Below are 22,231 nucleotides of genomic sequence, written 5' to 3'. Positions count from 1 at the left end.
CTTTTTATTTCAGGTGCTGTTCAATTTTCGACAGCGCCGTCAGCAGCTCTTTGAGTTCGAGCATTTTTTCTTTGGAAAGCACTTGCTCAATGGCATCGTAACGTTCGTCCACTTGCGCGCCGATGGATTCGAAAAGTTTTTCTCCTTCGTTTGTCAGCTTCAAATAGACGCGGCGTTGGTCGTTGGACGGCTTCAGACGCACGACGAGGCCTGCTTTTTCCAAGCGGGTCAAAATGCCGGTCAGGCTGGGGCGCAGGATGCATGCTTGATTGGCAAGGTCTTGAAAGTCCAATGTGCCGTTTTCGGCAAGCAGGCGGATGATTCGCCATTGCTGGTCGGTGATATTGGCTTGGTTCAGAATAGGACGGAATTGGGTCATCAACGCTTCCCGCGCTTGAATCAGGCCGATGTTAATAGACGCATGTTTGGATTGGTTGGGCATGAGGGGTCTCCGTTGTTACCGATAAACAAACCTTTGAAGCGTGGAGGCAGATTTGTAAAGGCTGTATTGTCATTATAAGAGCCCTGTGAAAGCGGCGGATGCGTGGGAGCAAAGTATCAAACCAAAAATCAGATAACATTCCGTAAGTTTGTTTTGATAGTAATGTTCCGTATTTTCTTATGTTTGTATATTAGTCTATTTTTGACATAACCTCAACAAAATCATCAGTTGCGCTGGCAAGGGGCGGTTTATTTTTTCAATAAACGAATATTTACTTCGCAGGGTCATGTACTGCGCAGGATTTGAGTTCTTTATATATTAAAGGATTTAACAGGATAGCATTAATAGAACAGATCCGATATGAAAATTCTGGTGCGCAATCCCCAATAAGTGTTGATTCCTGAGGTAAAGTGAACCATTTTTCCGTTTTTAATCAGGATAATGCTCGGGGTAACGGAAACTTTCCATTTTTGCGCCAAGCGTCCGTCGTTGTCGTTGACCGTAGGAAAGTCGAGATGTTTTTCCGACATATAGGTACGGATATGCTCATCCGCACCGGAGTGCAGGGCAATACCGACAACAGGAATGCCGTCTTCGGCAAGCCGGGAAATAGTAGGCGAGGTATAGGCGCAGATATGGCACCAGTCTCCCCATACATAAAGGACGGCGGTACGGTTTGTACTAAGTAAGGCAGGTGTCAGCGTTTCTCCTGAAAGCAGGTGCAGCGGTTCGGACGACATTTGCACGGGCGGTTCGGGTTTGCGCCACCAATCAGCAACGGCCGATAAGAAGGCGAAAATGACTATTGCCTGTAAAAAGGATAAGGAGAGTGATTTGATGCGTGATGGCAGGCGTTTCATTTTTGAGGGATGAGGAGAGGAAAAAAGGGGATGATACTTTGTTTTGATGCAATATTTCATAAAATTACCTAATGGGTCGTCTGAAAAAACGGATGATGGGAAAGGTATAACTGGATTGATAAAACATTAATTACATCAAACTACATTTTTGATATAATTCGGGTCGCAAACCTTTATCCAACCGTAACAGAGGAAAAACCATGGGCATTAAAGTCGCCATTAACGGATATGGCCGCATCGGCCGCCAAGTATTACGCGCCATCTACGATTACAACCTGCAAGACCAACTTGAAGTCGTCGCTGTCAACGCCAGCGGTAGCCTCGAAACCAACGCCCATCTGACCAAATTCGATACCGTCCACGGCCGCTTTAATGCTGACATTTCCCACGATGCGACCCACCTCATCATCAACGGCCGCAAAATCCCATTCTTCTCCACCCGCAACCCTGCCGAACTGCCCTGGCGCGACTTGGGCGTGGACTTGGTGATGGAATGCACCGGCTCGTTCACCAGCAAATCCAAAGCCAATGTCCATCTTGAAAGCGGCGCGAAAAAAGTGCTGATTTCCGCACCGGGCGAGGCTGATGTTGACGCGACCATCGTCTACGGTGTGAACGACGACGTGATTACCGACGACATGACCGTCATCTCCAATGCTTCCTGCACCACCAACTGCCTCGCCCCCGTTGCCAAAGTATTGAGCGAAAACATCGGCATCGTCAAAGGTGCGATGACCACCATTCACGCCCTGACCAACGACCAAACCGTGACCGACGTGCGCCATAAAGACTTGCGCCGCGCCCGCAGCGGTGTGGAAAACATGATTCCGACCAAAACCGGCGCGGCGAAAGCCGTCGGTTTGGTCTTGCCCGAATTGAAAGGCAAACTCGACGGCCTTGCCATCCGCGTGCCGACCGTCAATGTTTCATTGGTGGACTTGAGCTTCCAAGCCGCGCGCGATACGAGTGTCGAAGAAATCAATGCGCTGATGAAGGCCGCCTCAGAAGAAGGTCGTCTGAAAGGCGTGTTGGGCTACAACACGCTGCCGCTGGTGTCTATGGACTTTAACCACACCACCCAAGCCAGCACCTTTGATGCGACGCTGACCAAAGTAACCGACGGTAATATGGTTAAAGTGTTCGCCTGGTACGACAACGAGTGGGGCTTCAGCTGCCAAATGCTGAACACTGCCCGTCGTATGTTCGGTTTGGAAGTGCGCCCGTTTGAATAAAACGGATTGTCGAAGATGCCAAAAGGTCGTCTGAAAACCATGATTGGATTTTCAGACGACCTTTTTTATTTATCTGCTTGTTTTCGTTCCGGATTGAGCCAATGCCATTGCTCGCGCAATGTTTGTTCCAATGCTTTTTGTTTTTCTTTGGGATTGTTCAGTCCGTGGGTAATACGGTTGTAGTCGAGTGTAACGGACGGATTAGCGACATTGCCCCGTATTTTGATCGGTATGGGTTTGGCGGAAGGATTGAGTGTGTTACGGATAAGTAGGTTCTCGGATAGTTCTTGCGTATTCAGATCGGTGTAGCCGTTGCTGACTATGTGTAAATGTTCGGAAAACAATTCGGTATTGATGTGGTGGCTGATGCCCTTGTCTATTTCGCTATTGAGGGTAAAACGGTGGAAAGGGGTTTGAACATGCTCGCCGCTGGATTGTTGTGCGGAAATACCGTTTTTGAGGATGTTATTTATATCTATACCTTTCCATGCCCCATCCAAAATATTGAGGGTCAGCATCCCTTGTAGGGATTGGATAAGTTGTTTGCGGTTGTTACCCCGTGCTGTCAAATCGATGATGGCATCTCCGTTGCCGCTGAAGCTGTGAAAACCGAACAAATCTTGCAGCAATGGTCGGATTTGTACGTTTTGGGCATCTTGTTGGAGATGGTAGGTAGGCGGAGTTGTGTTTGCCATACTGATACCGCCTTCTGTCTGACCGCCGTAGAGACCCGCTTTAAAATGGCTTAGGGTGATATGTTCTTTGTCGGCATTCAGCAGGGTTTCAATATTGTCCAGTTGCAGGCCGGGTATTTGGATATTGCCGATTTTGATACTGGCATCAATTCTTGGGATTGGGCCGTTGTTGAGGATTGCAGGGTAGCCTGATCCGGAGTTTGCCTGTATATCATCCCAATAGGGGAGCAATGAGAGTTTTTGCAGGGCAATCCCGGCTTCCAAAAGAGGTGTTTGTTCTTCCGTTGGTTGATATTTGAAGACAAGAGCAAGGGGTTGGCGGTCGAATGTGCCTTTGAAATCCCCTTGCCAGTTTTCTTTGCCGTTCCAGTTAAATGAGCCGGTTAATTGGCTGATAAAGCGAGGATTGGGTAGGCGGTTGACCGTATCCTGCAATGTGGTCAGATTGATTGAAGATGATTGCAATCCTTTGTTTTGCTGCCACAGCAGAGGGCCTGTCAGGGTTAAATTGGTCTGATGGACGGCATTTTTGTTGCTGGCGTTGAATTCAAAGTTATCCAATGTGGCAACGCTGGTGCGGATGCTTGCTTTGTCGAGTTTGAATGAGCCGTTCCATTGGCTTTCCGGCTTGCCTGCTGTAAATGCACCATTAAGTGATGGAATATTCAATACATTGTTTTTCAAGGATAAATGGGGAATTTGCGCGGTCAGGTGAAAATTTTGGGTAGGATTATCCGTACGCAGACTGAGGTTGTCTGCTTGTAGGGAGTTGTTTTCAGACGACCACGTCCATGTGCCGCTTCCATCAGCGGACAGTTTGTTTTCTTTTTCAGCAATAGATGCTTCCCAAAGTAAATTGGGAATGTTCCATCCGGTTTCAGAGGCATTAAACACGCCGCTACCCTGCCATTGGATGGGTTGATTTGAGCGGCGCAGGCTGCCGTTGATTTTGAAGGGACGGCCGTCAGCCCCGTTGTTGCGGATGTTTAGATAAAAATTGTCGATAATATGTGTTTGCCCTGCGATGTTCATATGCAGAGAGCTGTTTTCTATAATCAGACGGTTTAAAGAAGTAGGGTGGGAAGGATGTAACAGGTCTTGCAGGTTCCATTTGCCGTCATCGGTGCGCGATAACACGGCATCTGCACCTGTAATAACCCATTTTTCGATGACCGGGTGATCGTTCCACAGGCTGCTCCAGCCCAAACCGATATGGGTCTCTTTGATATGTAAGGCAGTTTGGTTGCTTTGAGGTTGGGTAATGGTAACGTTTTTTAGGGTAACGGTAGGACGGGGAAACCAGCTTCGGCGGATGTCGCTGCTGAAGCGGATATTCCGCCCCGTTCCGCTGAAGGCGTTTTGTACGGAAGCTTCGATTTGTTCGGGGGAAAATAGGGCATAAACCGATGCATACAGGGTGGCTGCGGTGCAAACGAGAAAGATGACCGCAGTTACGGCTGTTTTCAGCCAAAATTTTCCTGAATTAAGCAGAGGATTTTTCATGCGTAAAGGCAATAAGGTAACATGGCTGAAAGTATAACACATGACATTTGGGATGGTATGGATGGGGGATTAAGGGTAAATGTAAGGTGTGAGTGGTAGGCCTTGTGGTGGGACAGGTCGTTTGAAAGCAGTAACGCGTCAAGAGGTAAATCTTATCTTAATAATGTAGTGATAATTTTATGGATAAAATAAAGAAAAGTATCAAAAGTTCTGTGTAATTACTCTAAGACTTTATCAGTCATTGCAGCTGTTTGATTTAGATTTGGCTGTTTCCGATGCTGTATGCTGGTAGAAATCAGTATCAGAAGTATCAATATAGCCTGTAACTAATATTGAGTCCGTATGTGGCTACGGGTGTGAGGGATAGAAGCCTTTACGCGATATTGAAGGATTGGGTGGGTGAATCCTACTTCAGAGCAAAACGTATCTGGGGGAAAATCGGGTACAGTGTGAGTGAAAAACTATCGTTTTCAGAATATTGAAACGTTGGGGTAAGGTTTATGCCAAGATTGTTTCCATCCCTAATCACTCCTAATTCTAACCAAACACCCCCTTAATTCTCCCCGGATACCTGATAATGAGGCATCCGGGCCGCCTTTTAGGCAGCAACAGACATACTTAGCCTGTTGGCGGATTTCAACAGGTTCAAACACATCGCCTTCAGATGGCTTTACGCACTCACTTTGAGCAGCCTGAAATAGGCTGCCTGCGTGTAGCGGAATTTACGGTGCAGCGTACTAAAGCTTTGTTCAACCACATAACGAGTTTTCGATCAATATCGGTTACGCTTCATTTGAGCTTCCGTCTGCGGGTGGTTGCGGTGGTCTCGGAGGTAACGGGTTTTTTGACGATTCAGGTATTGTTCGATCGGGTACCAATCAATCACCTGATCCACCTTCAATAGTGGGAAGCGGTCGATGTGTTTGGCAATCATGGCTTGTGTGGTTTGCTGGAAGAAGGTGCTCATAGAAATCCCCTGAATGTCTTGATGGGAATTTAGGGGATTTTGGGGAATTTTGCAAAGGTCTCAAACCCTGAAAACCTCGTCTGGTAAATGCCGAAGGTACATAAATCACTTGACCGATTACATTGGATTACGTAAAGTATGCGGCGTTCTTTTAAATTGGTATTACCAATTTATTTGATAATTACTCTCAGATTAAGGTTCGATATCTCTCTCGCATCCGACATCATTAGAAAAAATTGATAAACAACGCCGATTTAAGGATTCACCATGGCACTATTCCTCAGCATTTTTCCCATCATCCTGCTGATTTGGCTGATGGTTAAGAAAAACAGTATGCCTTCCTACATCGCGCTGCCGATTACCGCCGCGCTGATTTACGCCATCAAGCTGTTTTATTTCAAAGACGACGCTATGCTGCTCAACGCAACCGCAGCGTCCGGCCTGGTTTCCACACTGACGCCGATTACCGTGATTTTCGGTGCGATCATGTTCAACCGTATGATGGAAACCACCGGTTGTATCGATATTATCCGCAAATGGCTGGCGACCATCAGCCCGAATCCAGTGGCACAGCTGATGATTATCGGCTGGTCGTTCGCCTTTATGATTGAGGGTGCATCCGGCTTCGGTACGCCTGCTGCGATTGCCGCCCCGATTCTGATGAGTCTGGGTTTCAACCCGTTGAAAGTGGCGATTTTTACGCTGGTTATGAACTCCGTGCCGGTATCTTTCGGCGCGGTGGGTACGCCGACTTGGTTCGGTTTCGCACCATTAAACCTGAGTCCTGAAAACATCTTGGCTATCGGCAGACAAACCGGCGTGATGCACTTCTTCGCAGGTTTCGTCATTCCCGTCATCGGCTTGAGCTTCATCGTGCCTTGGTCTGAAATCCGTAAAAACTTAGGCTTCATCGGCATCGCCGTCTTCTCTTGTACCATTCCTTATGTCGCATTAGCGATGGTTAACGAAGAATTCCCATCACTCGTTGCCGGCGCAATCGGCCTGATGGTATCCGTATTCGCAGCCAACCACGGCTGGGGCTTAAGCAAAGACCATCCGAAAGACCCGAATGCCGAAAAAGTACCTTTCGCCCAAGTCGCCAAAGCACTTGCCCCTCTGGGTATGCTGATCGGTATGCTGGTCGTTACCCGTATCAAACAGCTCGGCATTAAAGGCCTACTGACCAGCAAAGAAGAATGGTTCAGCTTCCAACTGCCGTTTGATTTGAGCAAAATCACCGTCAGCGACTCTTTGACCATTACCTTCGGCAATATTTTCGGACAAGGCGTCAATGCGTCATACCAAACTCTCTACGTTCCCGCATGGATTCCGTTTGTCTTTACCGTTTGGATTTGTATCCTGCTTTATAAAACCAAATTCAAAGACGCCTGGGCTTTCTACGCTGCAACGTTCAACCAAACCAAAAAACCGCTGCTTGCCTTGATGGGCGCGCTGATTATGGTTCAACTGATGATGGTTGGCGGCGACGACTCCATGGTGAAAATCATCGGTAAAGAGTTTGCCGCGATGGCAGGCGAACACTGGGTTTACTTCTCCCCTTACCTTGGCGCTATCGGTGCATTCTTCTCCGGTTCGAACACCGTATCCAACCTGACATTCGGCCCGATTCAGCAACAAATCGCCCTTGATACCGGCCTGTCCGTGACCCTCATCCTCGCCCTGCAATCCGTCGGCGGCGCAATGGGCAACATGGTCTGCATCAACAACATCATCGCCGTATGTACCGTACTGGACGTGAAAAACGCCGAAGGTGCGATTATCAAGAAAACCGTCATCCCCATGGCGATTTACGGTGTGATTGCTGTCGCCATAGCAATTATTTTCTTCCCTCTAAGGTAAGAACCTTGTAACGTAAAAGGTCGTCTGAAAAATGTTCAGACGACCTTTTTCTTTTGTCCTTCCGGTACGATGTTTTGTTACAATATTCATAACCATACCGATAAGCACAAGCTGCAATCCAAGGAGAAAACATGAAAACCGCTATTGTCGATTACGGCATGGGCAACCTGCATTCCGTCCTCAAATCCGTACAGGCCGCGCAAGCCTTGTCGGGCAAAGCCGGTGAAGTTTATCTGACCGACCGCCCCGAAGACATCCTCGCTGCCGACAAAATCATTTTTCCCGGTCAGGGTGCGATGCCCGACTGTATGGCTGCATTGAGGCAAAGCGGTTTGGGCGAGGCAGTGGAAGATGGATTGAAAAACAAACCGTTTTTCGGCATCTGCGTCGGCGCGCAATTATTGTTCGAACACAGCGAAGAAGGCGATACCGCCGGACTGGGTTGGTTTAAAGGCAGGGTCAAACGCTTCTCCGCCAATCAAACCGATGAACACGGAGGTCGTCTGAAAGTGCCGCACATGGGCTGGAACACAGTACGCCAAACCCGCCCGCACCCGCTGTTTAAAGACATCGGACAAGAAACGCGCTTTTACTTTGTCCACAGTTACTACTTCGCTCCCGAAGACCCCGAAACCGTCCTTGCTACCAGCGAATATCCTAACGAATTTGCCTGCATCGTCGGCAAAGACAATGTGTTCGCCACCCAGTTCCACACGGAAAAAAGCCACGATGCAGGATTGTTGCTGTTACGCAATTTTTTGGACTGGACAGTTTGAAAAGGCTTGCACTTTGATTTTTATAAATTAATCAGGTCGTCTGAAAAGGATTTTCAAGCAATTTTAATCAGGATTTCGTATCACTGTTATCTTAAATTATTCAAATATGCTAAAACTCGATAATTTGTGTAAAATACACTCCGCATAAGGATAGGACTCCCATGCTGCTGATTCCCGCAATCGATTTAAAAGAAGGCCGCTGCGTGCGCCTGAAACAAGGTTTGATGGAGCAGGCGACGGTGTTTTCCGACTCGCCCGCCGAAACTGCGCTGCATTGGTTCAAACAAGGCGCGCGCCGTTTGCATTTGGTGGATTTGAACGGTGCATTTGCCGGCGTTCCGCAAAATTTCCCCGCCATCAAGGACATCCTCGCTGCCGTTGCCAAAGACATTCCCGTACAGCTAGGCGGCGGAGTACGCGACCTGGAAACCATTGAAAAATATTTGGATTTGGGATTGAACGACGTCATTATCGGTACGGCGGCGGTAAAAAATCCCGACTTCGTGCGCGAGGCGTGCAAAACGTTTCCGGGGCAGATTATTGTCGGGTTGGATGCCAAAGACGGTATGGTGGCGATAGACGGCTGGGCGACCGTAACCGAGCATCATGTGATTGATTTGGCGAAACGTTTTGAAGACGACGGCGTCAACAGCATTATTTACACCGACATCGGCCGCGACGGCATGATGAGCGGCGTGAACATCGACGCAACCGTCAAACTGGCGCAAGCCGTTGCCATTCCGGTTATCGCGTCGGGCGGATTGACCAATTTGGACGACATCCGTGCTTTGTGTGCCGTTGAGAAACACGGCGTGGCGGGTGCGATTACCGGTCGTGCGATTTACGAGGGCAGTATTGATTTTGCCCAAGCGCAGCAGTTGGCGGATTCGCTGGCATAAGTTGGTGTAGCGAAACTCGCTGCGCTCGTTTTGGCGAAACTCGTTGCACTCGTTTTCAGACGACCTTATTTAAAAACAACCATCCAGGTCCTCTGAAATGACCTTATGTTTTCTTACTCACTTGTCCCGCCGTTTTCAAACAATATAGCGGGGCGAAGATACACAATACTCGGTTGAACCTGTTTGCTTTCATTGTTGTCCTGTCTGCACAGGCAGGACAAAAGACGGGTTCGTCCATTTTTCTTCACAATAAAAGGCGGCTGACCGCCGAATATTGTTTGGGACTCACCATCCCACACTCACTAGTTTTATTTACTTTTCAAGGGGTATTTCATGTTTGAAGCATTTATTTTGGGCTTTTGGATTATCTGGTCGTCTGGCCGCAACGTACGCGCCGTCAGCGAAGGTTTGGGATTTACCATTATCGCCATCCTCGTCCGCCAGCTTTCCGCGTTCGATATGCCGATGATCGACACCTATTGGATGGTGTTTAACGGCGCGTTATGGGCATTTGCCAGCACAGTGTTTTATATCGTCGGACGCTTCAGCGGCAGCTTTATGACTTCCTGCGTATTCGCCGCCATTGCAGGCGTCGGCTATTTCCAACTGCTCCAACACCTGCCCAAATGGGTGCACAACTGGCTGGCGTAACACCTGCCTTGCCGGTATCAATGATTTGTAAGGTCGTCTGAAACGGATTGTCCGTTTGGGTGGAATCCGTTGTATGGGTTTTAGCGAAACCCGCTGCACCCACTTTCAGACGACCTCATTCCTAGTTTTGGAAAGGCATTCAAAATGGCACTGGCAAAACGCATCATCCCCTGTCTCGACGTCAAAGACGGCCGCGTCGTCAAAGGTGTGAATTTCCTCGGCCTGCGCGATGCGGGCAATCCCGTCGATGTCGCCAAACGCTACAACGACGAAGGTGCGGACGAGCTGACCTTCCTCGACATCACTGCCTCCTCCGACAACCGCGACACCATTTTGCATGTCATCGAAGACGTTGCCTCACAAGTTTTCATTCCGCTGACCGTCGGCGGCGGCGTACGCACCGTAGCCGACATCCGCCGCCTGCTCAATGCCGGTGCGGACAAAGCCAGCATCAACACCGCTGCCGTTACCAATCCCGATTTAGTCAACGAAGCCGCCGGATTTTTCGGTTCGCAAGCCATCGTCGTCGCCGTCGATGCCAAAGCCGTCAATCCCGAAAACACCCGCTGGGAAATCTTCACCCACGGCGGGCGCACGCCGACCGGCTTGGACGCAGTCGAATGGGCGGTTGAAATGCAGCGGCGCGGCGCAGGCGAGATCCTGCTCACCAGCATGGACAGGGACGGCACGAAACAAGGCTTCAACCTGCCGCTGACCCGCGCTGTCAGCGAAGCAGTCGACATTCCCGTCATCGCCTCCGGCGGTGTCGGCAATGTTCAGCATCTGATTGACGGCATCAAAGAAGGCAAAGCAGATGCCGTGCTTGCCGCCAGTATTTTCCATTTCGGCGAAGTCAGTATCCGCAATGCGAAGCTCGCCATGCGCGAAGCCGGAATCGAAGTGCGGCTGTGAGTTGAACTTGATTGACTCAAGGTCGTCTGAAAACGAGCGCAGCGAGTTTCGCTAAAATGAGTGAAACGAGTTTCGTCAAAATAAATAAGGATGCCGAATATGGATAACAGCCTGCTTGAAGCCGTCAAATTCGACGAAAAAGGCTTGGTCTGCGCCATCGCCCAAGATAGGCAGACCCGCCGCGTATTGATGGTCGCATGGATGAACGCCGAGGCGCTGCAAAAAACCGTAGAAACCGGTTTCGCCCACTATTACAGCCGCTCGCGCCAAAAACAATGGATGAAAGGCGAAGAATCGGGGCACACGCAAAAGGTGTACGAATTGCGCCTCGACTGCGACGGCGACGCCATCGTGATGCTGATAGACCAAAATGGCGGCATCGCCTGCCATACGGGACGCGAAAGCTGTTTCTACAAAGTCTGGGAAGACGGCGCATGGCAGACGGTTGATGCCGTGTTGAAAGACGAAGAAGCCATTTATGGGCATACGCATCCTTAGAGGTCGTCTGAAAACGAGCGCAGCGAGTTTCGCTAAAAATCGGGTTGATGATTGTTTGTTGTCAGAACAATCGCCCGAAATCCGGCAAACCTATGCCTTATCCGAATAATCCTTATCCTTCAAAGCCGAAAATCCCATGACCGACACCATCCTCACCCAAATCCAAAATACCATCGACTCCCGCAAAGGCGGTGATCCCGAAGCTTCCTACGTTGCCCAGCTTCTGCACAAAGGCGAAGACAAAATCCTCAAAAAAGTCATCGAAGAAGCGGGCGAAGTCCTGATGGCGTCGAAAGACGGCGGCGGCGAACACCTCGTTTACGAAGTTGCCGACTTATGGTTTCACACCGTGGTTCTCTTGGCGCACCACGGTTTGCGTGCCGAAGATGTCGTCAACGAGCTTGCGCGCCGTCAAGGTTTATCAGGCTTAGCGGAAAAAGCCTCTCGCAAAGAGTCTTGAATTTATATTACAATCCGACCTTATTCGTTTTTCTGCCGTCTGTTTGACGAAACGCGCTGCACTCGTTTTAGCGAAACTCTATTCTCTCGTTTTAGCGAAACTCGTTGTACTCGTTTTAGCGAAACTCGCTGCGCTCGTTTTAGCGAAACTCGCTGCGCTCGTTTTCAGACGACCTCGGAGCCATTATGGACAACTGTATTTTCTGTAAAATCGCCGCCAAAGACATTCCGGCGCAAACCGTGTACGAAGACGACGAGATGTTGTGCTTCAAAGACATCCGCCCCGCCGCGCCGGTTCATCTGCTGCTGATTCCGAAAGTCCATTTCGACTCGCTGGCACACGCCGCGCCCGAACATCAAACCCTCTTGGGCAAAATGATGTTGAAAGTCCCTCAAATCGCCGAAGCGGCAGGTTTGACCGACGGCTTCAAAACCCTGATCAATACAGGCAAAGGCGGCGGGCAGGAAGTGTTCCACCTGCATATCCACATCATGGGTACGCCTGCGTAAACCAACATTCCCACCATCCATTTTCAACTATATCAAGGATTTATTATGGGTAGCTTCTCTCTGTGGCACTGGATTATCGTATTAATCATCGTTGTTTTGGTTTTCGGTACCAAAAAACTGCGCAACGTCGGTAAAGACCTCGGCGGAGCCGTGCATGACTTCAAACAAGGCCTGAACGAAGGTACCGACGGCAAAGATGCCAAAAAAGACGAAGTCATCGAACACAAAAAAGACGAAGACAAAGCATAATCTATGTTTGATTTCGGTTTGGGCGAGCTGCTTTTAGTCGGCATCGTCGCCCTGATTGTACTCGGCCCCGAGCGTTTGCCCGAAGCCGCCCGCGCCGCCGGACGGCTCATCGGCAAGCTGCAACGCCTCGTCAGCAGCGTCAAGCAGGAATTCAACACCCAAGTCGAATTGGAAGAGCTGCGCAAAGCCAAACAGGAATTTGAAGCCGCCGCCGCACAAGTGCGCGACAGCCTCAAAGAAACCGGTACGGATATGCAGGACAACCTGCACGACATTTCCGACGGACTCAAACCTTGGGAACGCCTGCCGGCGCAACGCACGCCTGCCGATTTCGGTTTGGATGAACACGGCAACCCGCTTCCTTCATTAAGCACGGAAGTTTCAGACGACCCGGCTGTTTCCACGTCGTCTGAAAACGCTCTGCCGCAAGCAGACACTACGACAGATGCCGTCGAAACCGACATGCCTGCAGAATCCGAACAAGACCGCGCATGGCGCGAATACCTGACCGGCAGCGCCGCTCCGGTTTCCAATGCCGTAGAAGTCAGCTATATCGACACTTCCGCAGACGCGCCCGTGCTGCATATCACTTCCCTCAAAAAACAAGCGATGAACCGCAAGCGCGACCTGCGTCCGAAATTTCATGCCAAACCCAAACTTCGCGTCCGTAAAAAGTGAGTAAACCGGTGTCCGAACCTCAAAACGAACAACCCGTCCAACCTCTTATCGAACACCTTATCGAGCTGCGCCGCCGCCTGATGTGGATCGTCATCGGCATCGTCGTCTGCTTTCTCGGCATGATGCCGTTTGCCCAGCAGCTTTATACCTTCGTTGCCGAACCATTGATGGTGAACCTTCCCAAAGACACCAGCATGATTGCCACCGACGTCATCGCGCCGTTTTTTGTACCGGTGAAAGTGACACTGATGGCGGCATTCCTCGTTTCCCTGCCGCACACGCTCTATCAAATCTGGGCATTCGTTGCGCCCGCCCTCTACCAAAACGAAAAACGACTGATTACCCCGCTCGTCCTCTCCAGCGTCAGCCTGTTTTTTGTCGGCATGGCGTTTGCCTACTACCTCGTTTTCCCGGTCATCTTTAAATTCCTCGCGGGCATCACCCCCGTCGGTGTCAACATGGCGACCGACATCGACAAATACCTGTCCTTTATTTTGGGCATGTTCGTCGCATTCGGCACGACTTTCGAAGTCCCCGTCGTCGTCGTCCTGCTTGCCAAAATCGGCGTCGTAACCACCGAACAACTCAAAAACGCACGACCCTACGTCATTGTCGGCGCATTCGTCGTTGCCGCCATCATTACCCCGCCGGACGTGATTTCCCAAACCCTGCTTGCCGTACCGCTTATCTTGCTTTACGAAGCAGGTATCTGGTGCAGCCGCTTTGCCAAACCCAAATCGGACAAAACCGACGAACACTCGCCCCTTCCGCCCGCAGAAACTTAAATCAGCCTGCAATGGAGAGCGTAAATATTAAAAGGTCGTCTGAATTGTTTCAGACGACCTTTACTACGTTTAACGAAGTGCTAAATGACTGCTAATTTTGCCGTGTTTAAATACACCCATCAAAACCCCAATGACACATTTCGAAAGGAAGTCGAACATGAAAAAATTATTATTGACCGCCATCGTCGCTTTGTCCGCTGCTGTCGCAGGTGCCAACGATTACATCGAACACCAAATTTACAGCGACAGAAATTTTGAACAAAACCGTACTAAAGCCATCAGAATGCTTGAGCAACGCGGCTATCGCGTTCACGACATCGACGCCGACGACTATCGCGGCAGACCTGTATTGGACGTAGAAGCCTACAAAGGCGGACGCGAATACGACATCAAATTGTCTTACCCCGACTTGAGAATCATCAAAGAGCGTATCGACTACTGATAAACGATGCGTTACAACTGCCGCAAACTGCCCGTTTGGCGGCAGTTTTTGTTGAAGGGAAACTTGGATTGCCGACTTTATCATTACAAACATGATTATCCCAAGAAGTGTAATGTTTTTATCGATAATGTATGACGTTGTGTAAATTCCCCGAATCAGAGGAACTAAAAAACGCTTTTCCCTTTCCATTTAAATTGATTTACTCAAACGGAGGATAAACATGGATTTCCACGATAAAAATAAAAAAGGGCAAGAGCCGCAAAATATGGTTTCTAACTGGGAGAAACCTTTCGAACGCCCCGACCCCGATGCGCCGCAGCCTGTTTCCGAAGTTTGGGAAGATTCAGAAGAAGCGTTTGATAAAGCTAAAGAAACCTTAAAAACTGAAGAAGCTGTAAACATTGAAGAAGCCGTGAAAGCTGAAGAAACTTTAAAAGTTGAAGAAGCTTCGGAGTCTGAAACGGCAGACCATCAACAAAACAGCAATGCCGAAGAGGCCGTGACGGATAACATCATCTTTGAAGACATTGAGACGTCGTCTGAAAAGCCCAAAAAGAAAAAGAAAGACAAAAAGGACAAGGCGAAGAAGAAAAAACAAGCCGCCGATGTGCCGCCTTCCGATCTTTTGGGTACAAACAAAGGCGTGGAAACCATGTTCCGCAACGCCGTGCGTTCGGAGATGGAGCTGCTCGCGCTGGCGGCGACCAAGGCGAACATTATGATTTCACTCAACGGTTTTATCGTGTCTGCGCTGATGATTTCGGGCGCATTTATTTTCTCATCGTCGCCTGAATTTCTGATTCCGGCGAGTACGTTTATGATTACTGCCGCCGCGTCCATCGTGTTCGCGCTGCTGTCCGCTTCGCCCGAACGTATCGGCAAAATGCAGGCGGCGCGCGCTTGGGTTAAGGATTTCTTCCGCGGGCGCGCCAAACTGCGTGATTTGAGAACCCGCCTCAGCAGCACCCAAACGCGCTTTTTCAGCGGCAGCCAGCCCAATATCCTGATTTACGAAGACCGTGTGAAGGTGCAAAAAGACCAATATTGGGAAATGATGCAGGAGATTATGGGCGACCGCAAACAAGTCTATCAAAAGATGAGTGATCATCTTTACTGGCTGGGCCTGCTGGCGGACAAACAGTTCAAATACATCAACTTGTCTTATGCCGTATTCCGTTGGGGGCTTTTGGCTTCGCTGGCGGCGTTTATCGGCGTGAAGACGCTGCCTTCGCTGCTGACCCAACCCGCCAACAATGCGGCAGAGCTGCGCTCTTTGGGTATTAATATGTTCAACGGCGTGTACGAGCCATCTGCCGTGCAACAGCTTCCCGACGGCAAACTGCTGATTGCCGAAGACGAACCGAACCACGCATTCAGCATCGTCAGCATCGATCCGTCCGGCAGATTTATCGAAGACGAAGCCTTGGATACGCGCGTGATTACCGGCTTCAAACGCCGCCTGAGCGACTTGGAAGCATTGGCGCGCGACGATGAAGGCTTTATCTACGCGCTCACTTCGCACTCGCGTACCCGCAAAGGCAACCGTTCGCCTGACCGAGAACACCTGATGCGCTTTAAAATCCAAGACGGCAATGTGTTGGGACTGACCAGCTACGACAATCTGACGCAGGTTTTGGAAACCGACCACAAATTGCACGACCTCATCCGCGAACGCACCAAAGCCGAAGTTTCCTTTGAAGAAATCAATATCGAAGGCATGGCGTTCGACCCTGTGAAGAAACGCCTCGTCTTGGGCTTCCGTGATCCTGAGTTCAACAATATGGCGCTGGTGGCATTCATCAGCAATCCGAAAGACGTGTTCGAGCGCAACGCCAAGCCTGAGTTTGACGAAGTCGCCATCCTCGACATCGACGGCGGCGGTATCCGTTCCATCAACTACGACCCGGTGTTGAAAAACTACGTCATCGCCAACGAAGTGAAGGACGAAAACGGGCAGAAATTCTCACAACTGTGGACTTGGAGCGGCAACCCGACCGACGAACCGCAAAAAATCTCCCTGCCCAACCTGCAACACATCACCAACGTCGAAGCCGTCGATTCGATTACGGTCAACGGCAAGCTGCAGATGATTCTGATGGGCGACGAAGGCAACGCTTCGCAGAAAATTACTGCCAAGTATATGTTGGTGGATTACAGCCAGTTCGGTAAACAGTAATTTTAAAGCTGATCAAAGGTCGTCTGAAACTGAGGGTTAAGGTTTCAGACGACCTTTTATATTTGTGGCTTTGGGTTGTTGGTTGGAGGAGGAATGATTGCCGTTTGTCCTATGCTTTTTAATTTTTTTAGCAAGATTTTTTGTTAACTCATGAAGAAAAATTCGATTTAAGTCAAAAAAAATAACTGCATTTTTCTCTTTCTGTTGTTTTTTGGTCAATATTAAATTGAAGGCAAAAGTTGAGGAGGAGGTAATAAGGGGGATTAAAACAAAAATAAATTTCAAACATTTATGCTTATTGAGTTGATATTTTTTGTGAGATTTTTGAGGGTGAATTCTACTAAATAGATATTTACGGAATAAATTGTTACTAATTGTTAAATATTCCTGGTGATTTGCCGATTATCCTGATATTATACCGTTCATCATAAATATACCGATTATCTTCGATAAGAGCCATTTATCGAGGAAGTGTTTCCGGATTTATCTGGTTTTTTGTGGAGTCACATCATGACGACTGTTGCTATCGATATTCAACCTCAATTCCGCTTTACCTGCATGGCAGCCAATGCCAACCATTTCCTGCATCAGCCGGAAAATATGGTTAAAGAATTAAACCGCCAAGCATCTATTGCAGATAAGCGTATTTTGGTTGAGAACGTCAATATCGATCCGGAGAGTATTTGCGCCGCAGTCGTTAAACGCAACGGAATTATGTTTGCGCGGGAAGGTGGCTATTTCAGCCAGTGTGCAGGCGGTTGCCGTGGTGCAAATTTGCTGGATGGTTTGCCGGCATCTGCTGATTATGACCATGTAATCGAATTAGGCGGGGAGAATGGTTTTGGTGCATGCTTCCATGATGATAATGAAGCCCGCAGCACCGGTTTGATTGAATGGCTTTATGCAGAAAAAGCAGATACTGTCATTATCGGCGGTTTGGCAACGGAAGAAGCAATCAGCCGTACCGCCGAACAATTATTGTGGTACAACGACAGCCTGCACATTATCGTCAATCTTGCCGCATGCCATGGCTATGCACCTGAAAGTACCATTCAGGCTGTCTATAAAATGCGTAAATCCGGTATCTCTGTTGTCAGCAACGCCGAAGAGATTCCCGAACAAATGCTCCGTTATGCTAACGAAGCTTGGTTTAAAGTGTCGTAACCTCTTGCTATCACTCCCAGCTGCAAGAGTTTTTCAGGTCGCTTTTAGCGGCCTGTTTTTTTGAATTATATGGTATGCATGAGAAAAGGTCGTCTGAAAGTGTAATTTTTGTTTTCAGGCGACTTGAGGCAAGGTATTTATGGATAAAATATACGGCGATAAAAGCCAAGCGATCCTTGTCTCTATAATATTTTATGATACAATATACCTCTTCTCTTGAGGGTCTGTAGCTCAGGGGTTAGAGCAGGGGACTCATAATCCCTTGGTCGTGGGTTCGAACCCCACCGGACCCACCAATTACCGAAGCCCGGACAAATGTCCGGGCTTTTTCTTTTGTGCTTTTTATCATGGTAGTGTTCGTTTGAAATAAAATATCAAAATTGCCTATTTTTTGTATTTATGTTTATCTAAAAAACAAAATCTCAGATTTTTTATTCAAAATTGTCTTTTTAAGCGCACCTTATGTGCGAAATTTTGAAGCAGGCCATTATGGTTGTGCTATATGCAGTTACGCTTTGTTACAATGCGGTCTCTTCACATTTCTTAATACAATAATCATGAATCATTCGGTTTCTTGGTCGTCCAAACTTGGTTTTGTGCTTGCTGCGGCAGGTTCGGCAATCGGCTTGGGTGCAATTTGGAAATTCCCGTACACCGCGGGGACAAACGGTGGGGCGGTGTTTTTCCTGCTGTTTTTGCTTTTTACGATTTTGGTGGCATTACCTGTGCAGCTTGCCGAGTTTTATATCGGCAGGACGGGCGGTAAAAATGCCATCGATTCTTTCAAGACCCTGCGCCCGGGTTCGCAATGGCCGTGGGTGGGGCGTATGGGGGTGGCAGCCTGCTTTATCTTGCTGTCTTTTTACAGTGTCGTCGGTGGCTGGGTGTTGAACTACGTTGTCCATAGCTTTACCGGAGAAATCCATGCGGGTGCGGATTTTGAGGCATTATTCGGTGCGACCATTTCCAGTCCTGTAGGGTCGTTGTTTTATCAAGGGCTGTTCATGTTGATTACCATTTGGGTGGTTCAAGGCGGTGTGTCCGACGGGATTGAAAAAGCAAACCGTTACCTGATGCCGGGCCTGTTCGTCCTGTTTATTGTTTTGGCTGTCCGTTCATTGACGCTGCCCGGGGCGATGGAAGGAGTATCTTTCCTGCTGAAACCCGACTGGTCGCATTTGAAGCCGCAAACCATGCTTACGGCTTTGGGTCAGGCATTTTTTGCGTTAAGTATCGGCGTGTCTGCGATGATTACTTATGCGTCTTATTTGGGTAAAGACCAAGATATGTTCCGTTCAGGCAATATCATTATGTGGATGAACCTTTTGGTTTCTCTGCTGGCTGGGCTGGTTATTTTTCCGGCGGTATTTGCTTTCGGATTCGAACCAAGTCAGGGGCCGGGTTTGATTTTTGTTGTTTTGCCTGCCGTGTTCATGAAAATGCCGTTGGGGCAGATTTTGTTTGCCGTCTTTATGCTGTTGGTGGTGTTTGCGACGCTGACTTCGGCGTTTTCGATGTTGGAAACCGTGATTGCCGCTACGATTCGTCAGGATGAGCGTAAACGCAGCCGCCATACTTGGTTGATTGGTACGGCAATTTTTATTGTCGGTATTCCCTCCGCCTTGTCTTTCGGCGTTTGGGGTGAGTTTAAAATCTTCGGAAAAACCGTTTTCGATTTGTGGGACTACCTGATTTCGGCAGTCATTATGCCGATTGGCGCATTGAGCGTTGCCGTGTTTACTGCGTGGATTCAGGATAGGGAGTCCGTATTGGTGAATGCCGGTGCAGGCAGCAGCGTTCCCCAAACCATTATCCGTCTTTGGCTGATGGTGTTGCGCTATGTTGCACCTTTGGCGATTGTTGTTGTATTTATCAATTCTCTAGGCTTGATTTAAAAACTGTCCGGAAATGGCAAAGGTCGTCTGAAAATCTTGGTTCGAGGTTTTCAGACGACCTTTTTACTTTTAAGTTTTGTTGTATTCGGGAGAAACTGCTTTTTTGCCAAATACGACCTTCAGGCTAGGGTTTCGATGCGGTTGTCGGGCATGACCAGCCAGACTTTTGTCTGTTTGGCTCGGGCGGCGGTACGGATGGCGGCTTCGTCCATGATGGAGAATGCGGTGGAGAAGGCATCGGCAACGGCGGCAGTCGGCGCCATGACGCTGACGCTGCGGTAGCGCGGTGTGGCAGTACCGGTGCGCGGGTCGAAGAGGTGGGTGAACTTGCCGGCTTCGTCCATCACGGTACCGTAGCCGCCTGAGGTGGCGAAGGCTTGGTTTTGCATGGGGATGGTCAGGAGGGTGGCTTCTTCGTTTTGGGGATTGCGGATGCCGACGTTCCATGTGCGTTGGTTGTCGGTGTCGAAGCCGCGGATTTCGCCCATATCGACGAGAGCTTGGCGGATGCCGTGTTGTTGCAGCAGGGCGGTGACTTTGTCGGTGATGTAGCCTTGGGCGATGCCGTTGAGGGATAAGCCCATGCCTTTTTGTTCGAAGAGGATGGCTTTTTGGTCGAAGACGACGTGTTTGAAGCCGACGAGTTTGAGGGTGCGCCGGATGTCCGGTTCGGACGGCGGGGTTTCGGCACGCGGGTTGCGGCGGAAATGGTCTGCATAAAGGTTCCACAACACTTGGACGGTGGGGTCGAACGCGCCGTCTGTCAGGGCATGGATGTCGCGGCAAATGCTCAACAGGGCGAGGAAATCAGGCGGCGGATTGTTCAGACGACCTTCTTTGTTCAGTCGGTTGATCAGGCTGTCTTCTCGGTAGAGGCTGAAGATTTTTTCAAGGCGGGCGACTTCTGCGAGGACTTTGTTGACGAGGATTTCGGCTTCTTTGCGGTCAACGCCGAAGAGGCGGAGCTCGGCGCCGGAACCCAGCGCGATGCCTTTCCAAATGACGGGTTCGCCGGTAGTTGGTAACGGGGTAGGGCGGTTGCGGTTCAGGAGGAAGGGCGCGGCTGCTCCGGCGGCAGTCAGGGCGGCGATGGCGAAAAAACGGCGGCGGGTGAGCGGGATGTTCATGGGTTGGGATGGGTCGTCTGAAAAAGGGACGGATTGTTGGAAGACTGGGAAAACCGGTTTATCTGGGCTTGCGTTTGAAGACGATGGGAAGGCTTTTTAGGAGCGCCGTCATTTCCGCATAGGATTTTATGGTTACGGAAAGGGCGGCGGGCGACGGCTGAGGCTTGATTTACGTTTTGGCAGAACTTGTTTTCCCGCCATCAAGCCTGCCTTCACGCTTTGGCACCAAGCGTCAACCGTTCCATCAATCGCCCATTGCCGCCAGAAGCTCAGCCTGATGTTCGGCAATCAGGGCGTTGGTGATTTCTTCCAAGTCGCCGTCCATCACAAAATCCAGCTTGTGCAGGGTAAGGTTGATGCGGTGGTCGGTCACGCGGCCTTGCGGGTAGTTGTAGGTGCGGATGCGCTCGCTGCGGTCGCCGCTGCCGATAAGGGATTTGCGTTCGGCGGCTTCTTTGGCTTGGGCTTCGCGTTTTTGCGCGTCGTTCAAGCGGGCGGCGAGGACTTTCATCGCCTGCGCTTTGTTGGCGTGTTGGCTGCGGCCGTCTTGGCATTCGACCACCATGCCTGTGGGCAGGTGGGTGATGCGGACGGCGGAGTCGGTTTTGTTGATGTGCTGACCGCCCGCGCCGGATGCACGGAAGGTGTCGATGCGCAGGTCGGCGGGGTTCAACTCGATGTCTTCCAGTTCATCCGCTTCGGGCATGACGGCGACGGTGCAGGCGGAAGTATGGATACGGCCTTGGCTTTCGGTGGCAGGGACGCGCTGTACGCGGTGGCCGCCCGATTCAAATTTCAGACGACTGTACGCGCCCAAGCCGACGATGCGGGCGATGACTTCTTTATAGCCGCCCAACTCGCTTTCGTTGGCGGAGACGATTTCAACCTGCCAGCGGTTGCGCTCGGCGTAACGGCTGTACATACGCAGCAAATCGCCGGCAAACAGCGCGGCTTCGTCGCCGCCCGTTCCAGCGCGCACCTCGATGAAGATGTTTTTGTCGTCGTCGGCATCTTTGGGCAGCAGCAGTTTTTGCAGTTCGGTATCGAGCGTGTCGATTTTAGCTTTTGCCACTTCGATTTCTTCGGCGGCAAAGTCTTTCATTTCGGGGTCGGACAGCATTTCTTCGGCATCCGCCAAGTCGCTTTGAGCCAACTGATAGTTTTGGAATACTTCGACCACGGGCGTCAATTCGGCGTGTTCGCGCGTGAGCTTGCGGTAGTTGTCCATATCGGACGTGGCTTCGGGCTGTCCGAGAAGGTGGGTGACTTCTTCCAGTCGGTCGCTGAGTTGTTGTAGTTTTTCTAAGATAGACGGCTTCATAATTCTTCCATAACAAATGCCGTCGGGAGTCGTCCGCGACGGCGCGAGGAGGCGTTATTATAATGGGTTTGGTTGGAAATTCAAAAGGATATGACTGGAAAGGTCGTCTGAAAACTTTTCAGACGACCTT

Annotated in this window: 22 protein-coding genes, 1 tRNA gene and 1 pseudogene; 17 read left to right on the top strand and 7 right to left on the bottom strand. The window is 49.9% G+C overall.

Translation table 11 applies throughout. The annotated features are described in order from the left end of the window. Positions 1-4: 4 nt before the first annotated feature. Together hpaR and HMPREF3066_RS04075 are read right to left on the bottom strand one after the other, a co-directional pair. Positions 5-442, bottom strand: coding sequence for a homoprotocatechuate degradation operon regulator HpaR (hpaR, locus tag HMPREF3066_RS04080; protein ID WP_003743527.1), 438 nt, complete (start codon positions 440-442; stop codon positions 5-7). A 341-nt stretch (positions 443-783) separates the two neighbouring features. Next, positions 784-1,302, bottom strand: coding sequence for a protein disulfide oxidoreductase (locus HMPREF3066_RS04075; protein WP_045074829.1), 519 nt, complete (start codon positions 1,300-1,302; stop codon positions 784-786). Positions 1,303-1,502: 200 nt separating this feature from the next. Here HMPREF3066_RS04075 and gap point away from each other — a divergent pair, with 200 nt between their 5' ends. Then, positions 1,503-2,534, top strand: a complete 1,032-nt coding sequence (gap, locus tag HMPREF3066_RS04070) for a type I glyceraldehyde-3-phosphate dehydrogenase (RefSeq protein ID WP_060974969.1) — start codon at positions 1,503-1,505, stop codon at positions 2,532-2,534. Positions 2,535-2,599: 65 nt separating this feature from the next. Here gap and HMPREF3066_RS04065 read toward each other — a convergent pair whose 3' ends face one another. Beyond that, positions 2,600-4,774, bottom strand: coding sequence for an AsmA family protein (locus HMPREF3066_RS04065; protein WP_107145467.1), 2,175 nt, complete (start codon positions 4,772-4,774; stop codon positions 2,600-2,602). 556 nt (positions 4,775-5,330) lie between these two features. Beyond that, positions 5,331-5,699: pseudogene (locus HMPREF3066_RS12135) on the bottom strand (transposase). 267 nt (positions 5,700-5,966) lie between these two features. Between HMPREF3066_RS12135 and HMPREF3066_RS04055 the strand changes: the two are divergent. The 13 genes from HMPREF3066_RS04055 to HMPREF3066_RS03995 all read left to right on the top strand — a co-directional run bounded on the left by HMPREF3066_RS04055 (position 5,967) and on the right by HMPREF3066_RS03995 (position 16,594). Continuing rightward, the gene (locus HMPREF3066_RS04055; RefSeq protein WP_049227053.1) at positions 5,967-7,559 is read left to right on the top strand and encodes an L-lactate permease; all 1,593 of its coding nucleotides are present in this window, start codon (positions 5,967-5,969) and stop codon (positions 7,557-7,559) included. A 131-nt stretch (positions 7,560-7,690) separates the two neighbouring features. After that, on the top strand, positions 7,691-8,335 hold the full coding sequence (gene hisH / locus HMPREF3066_RS04050) for an imidazole glycerol phosphate synthase subunit HisH (protein WP_060975536.1): 645 nt from the start codon (positions 7,691-7,693) through the stop codon (positions 8,333-8,335). A 161-nt stretch (positions 8,336-8,496) separates the two neighbouring features. Beyond that, entirely contained in the window at positions 8,497-9,234 is a 738-nt protein-coding gene (gene hisA, locus HMPREF3066_RS04045; protein WP_060975537.1) for a 1-(5-phosphoribosyl)-5-[(5-phosphoribosylamino)methylideneamino]imidazole-4-carboxamide isomerase, read from the top strand. Positions 9,235-9,567: 333 nt separating this feature from the next. Further along, the gene (locus HMPREF3066_RS04040; RefSeq protein ID WP_003756197.1) at positions 9,568-9,885 is read left to right on the top strand and encodes a hypothetical protein; all 318 of its coding nucleotides are present in this window, start codon (positions 9,568-9,570) and stop codon (positions 9,883-9,885) included. A gap of 144 nt (positions 9,886-10,029) precedes the next feature. Beyond that, positions 10,030-10,797: an imidazole glycerol phosphate synthase subunit HisF gene (gene hisF / locus HMPREF3066_RS04035; protein WP_070440582.1), complete on the top strand. Its 768-nt coding sequence runs from the start codon at positions 10,030-10,032 to the stop codon at positions 10,795-10,797. 99 nt (positions 10,798-10,896) lie between these two features. Then, positions 10,897-11,295 (top strand): phosphoribosyl-AMP cyclohydrolase, encoded by a 399-nt coding sequence (hisI, locus tag HMPREF3066_RS04030; protein WP_070440579.1) that lies wholly within the window; start codon positions 10,897-10,899, stop codon positions 11,293-11,295. A gap of 136 nt (positions 11,296-11,431) precedes the next feature. After that, positions 11,432-11,755, top strand: a complete 324-nt coding sequence (locus tag HMPREF3066_RS04025; RefSeq protein WP_070440576.1) for a phosphoribosyl-ATP diphosphatase — start codon at positions 11,432-11,434, stop codon at positions 11,753-11,755. Between the two features lie 185 nt (positions 11,756-11,940). Continuing rightward, complete coding sequence (locus tag HMPREF3066_RS04020; protein WP_003740880.1) at positions 11,941-12,264, top strand: histidine triad nucleotide-binding protein; 324 nt, start codon at positions 11,941-11,943, stop codon at positions 12,262-12,264. A gap of 45 nt (positions 12,265-12,309) precedes the next feature. Beyond that, positions 12,310-12,513, top strand: a complete 204-nt coding sequence (gene tatA, locus HMPREF3066_RS04015) for a Sec-independent protein translocase subunit TatA (RefSeq protein ID WP_003679438.1) — start codon at positions 12,310-12,312, stop codon at positions 12,511-12,513. 3 nt (positions 12,514-12,516) lie between these two features. Further along, complete coding sequence (gene tatB, locus HMPREF3066_RS04010) at positions 12,517-13,191, top strand: Sec-independent protein translocase protein TatB (RefSeq protein ID WP_070440573.1); 675 nt, start codon at positions 12,517-12,519, stop codon at positions 13,189-13,191. Positions 13,192-13,199: 8 nt separating this feature from the next. Continuing rightward, the gene (gene tatC, locus HMPREF3066_RS04005; protein WP_040667953.1) at positions 13,200-13,976 is read left to right on the top strand and encodes a twin-arginine translocase subunit TatC; all 777 of its coding nucleotides are present in this window, start codon (positions 13,200-13,202) and stop codon (positions 13,974-13,976) included. A 157-nt stretch (positions 13,977-14,133) separates the two neighbouring features. Then, positions 14,134-14,418, top strand: coding sequence for a PepSY domain-containing protein (locus HMPREF3066_RS04000; protein WP_049230090.1), 285 nt, complete (start codon positions 14,134-14,136; stop codon positions 14,416-14,418). A gap of 220 nt (positions 14,419-14,638) precedes the next feature. Next, positions 14,639-16,594 carry a Pycsar system effector family protein gene (locus HMPREF3066_RS03995; RefSeq protein ID WP_070440570.1) on the top strand — a complete coding sequence of 652 codons (1,956 nt, stop codon included), beginning with the start codon at positions 14,639-14,641 and terminating at the stop codon, positions 16,592-16,594. Between the two features lie 36 nt (positions 16,595-16,630). Here HMPREF3066_RS03995 and HMPREF3066_RS12745 read toward each other — a convergent pair whose 3' ends face one another. Then, positions 16,631-16,879 (bottom strand): hypothetical protein, encoded by a 249-nt coding sequence (locus HMPREF3066_RS12745; protein WP_141743170.1) that lies wholly within the window; start codon positions 16,877-16,879, stop codon positions 16,631-16,633. Positions 16,880-17,065: 186 nt separating this feature from the next. Here HMPREF3066_RS12745 and HMPREF3066_RS03990 point away from each other — a divergent pair, with 186 nt between their 5' ends. From HMPREF3066_RS03990 to HMPREF3066_RS03980, 3 genes are all read left to right on the top strand, one after another. Beyond that, the gene (locus HMPREF3066_RS03990; RefSeq protein WP_321178903.1) at positions 17,066-17,758 is read left to right on the top strand and encodes a cysteine hydrolase family protein; all 693 of its coding nucleotides are present in this window, start codon (positions 17,066-17,068) and stop codon (positions 17,756-17,758) included. Positions 17,759-17,978: 220 nt separating this feature from the next. Further along, positions 17,979-18,054: transfer RNA gene (locus tag HMPREF3066_RS03985), tRNA-Ile, on the top strand. Between the two features lie 261 nt (positions 18,055-18,315). After that, on the top strand, positions 18,316-19,653 hold the full coding sequence (locus HMPREF3066_RS03980) for a sodium-dependent transporter (RefSeq protein ID WP_083286397.1): 1,338 nt from the start codon (positions 18,316-18,318) through the stop codon (positions 19,651-19,653). 119 nt (positions 19,654-19,772) lie between these two features. Here the strand turns inward: HMPREF3066_RS03980 and HMPREF3066_RS03975 are convergent, their stop codons facing one another. Further along, positions 19,773-20,780, bottom strand: coding sequence for an FAD:protein FMN transferase (locus HMPREF3066_RS03975; RefSeq protein ID WP_070440568.1), 1,008 nt, complete (start codon positions 20,778-20,780; stop codon positions 19,773-19,775). Positions 20,781-21,024: 244 nt separating this feature from the next. Next, a complete protein-coding gene (gene prfA / locus HMPREF3066_RS03970; RefSeq protein WP_070440566.1) occupies positions 21,025-22,101 on the bottom strand; it encodes a peptide chain release factor 1 in 1,077 nt (358 codons plus the stop codon). Between the last annotated feature and the right edge of the window lie 130 nt (positions 22,102-22,231).

Source organism: Neisseria sp. HMSC03D10 (assembly GCF_001807625.1).
Classification (GTDB): domain Bacteria; phylum Pseudomonadota; class Gammaproteobacteria; order Burkholderiales; family Neisseriaceae; genus Neisseria; species Neisseria mucosa.
Note: the sequence above shows the minus strand (reverse complement) of the source record. Positions and strands in the feature narration are given on the sequence as shown.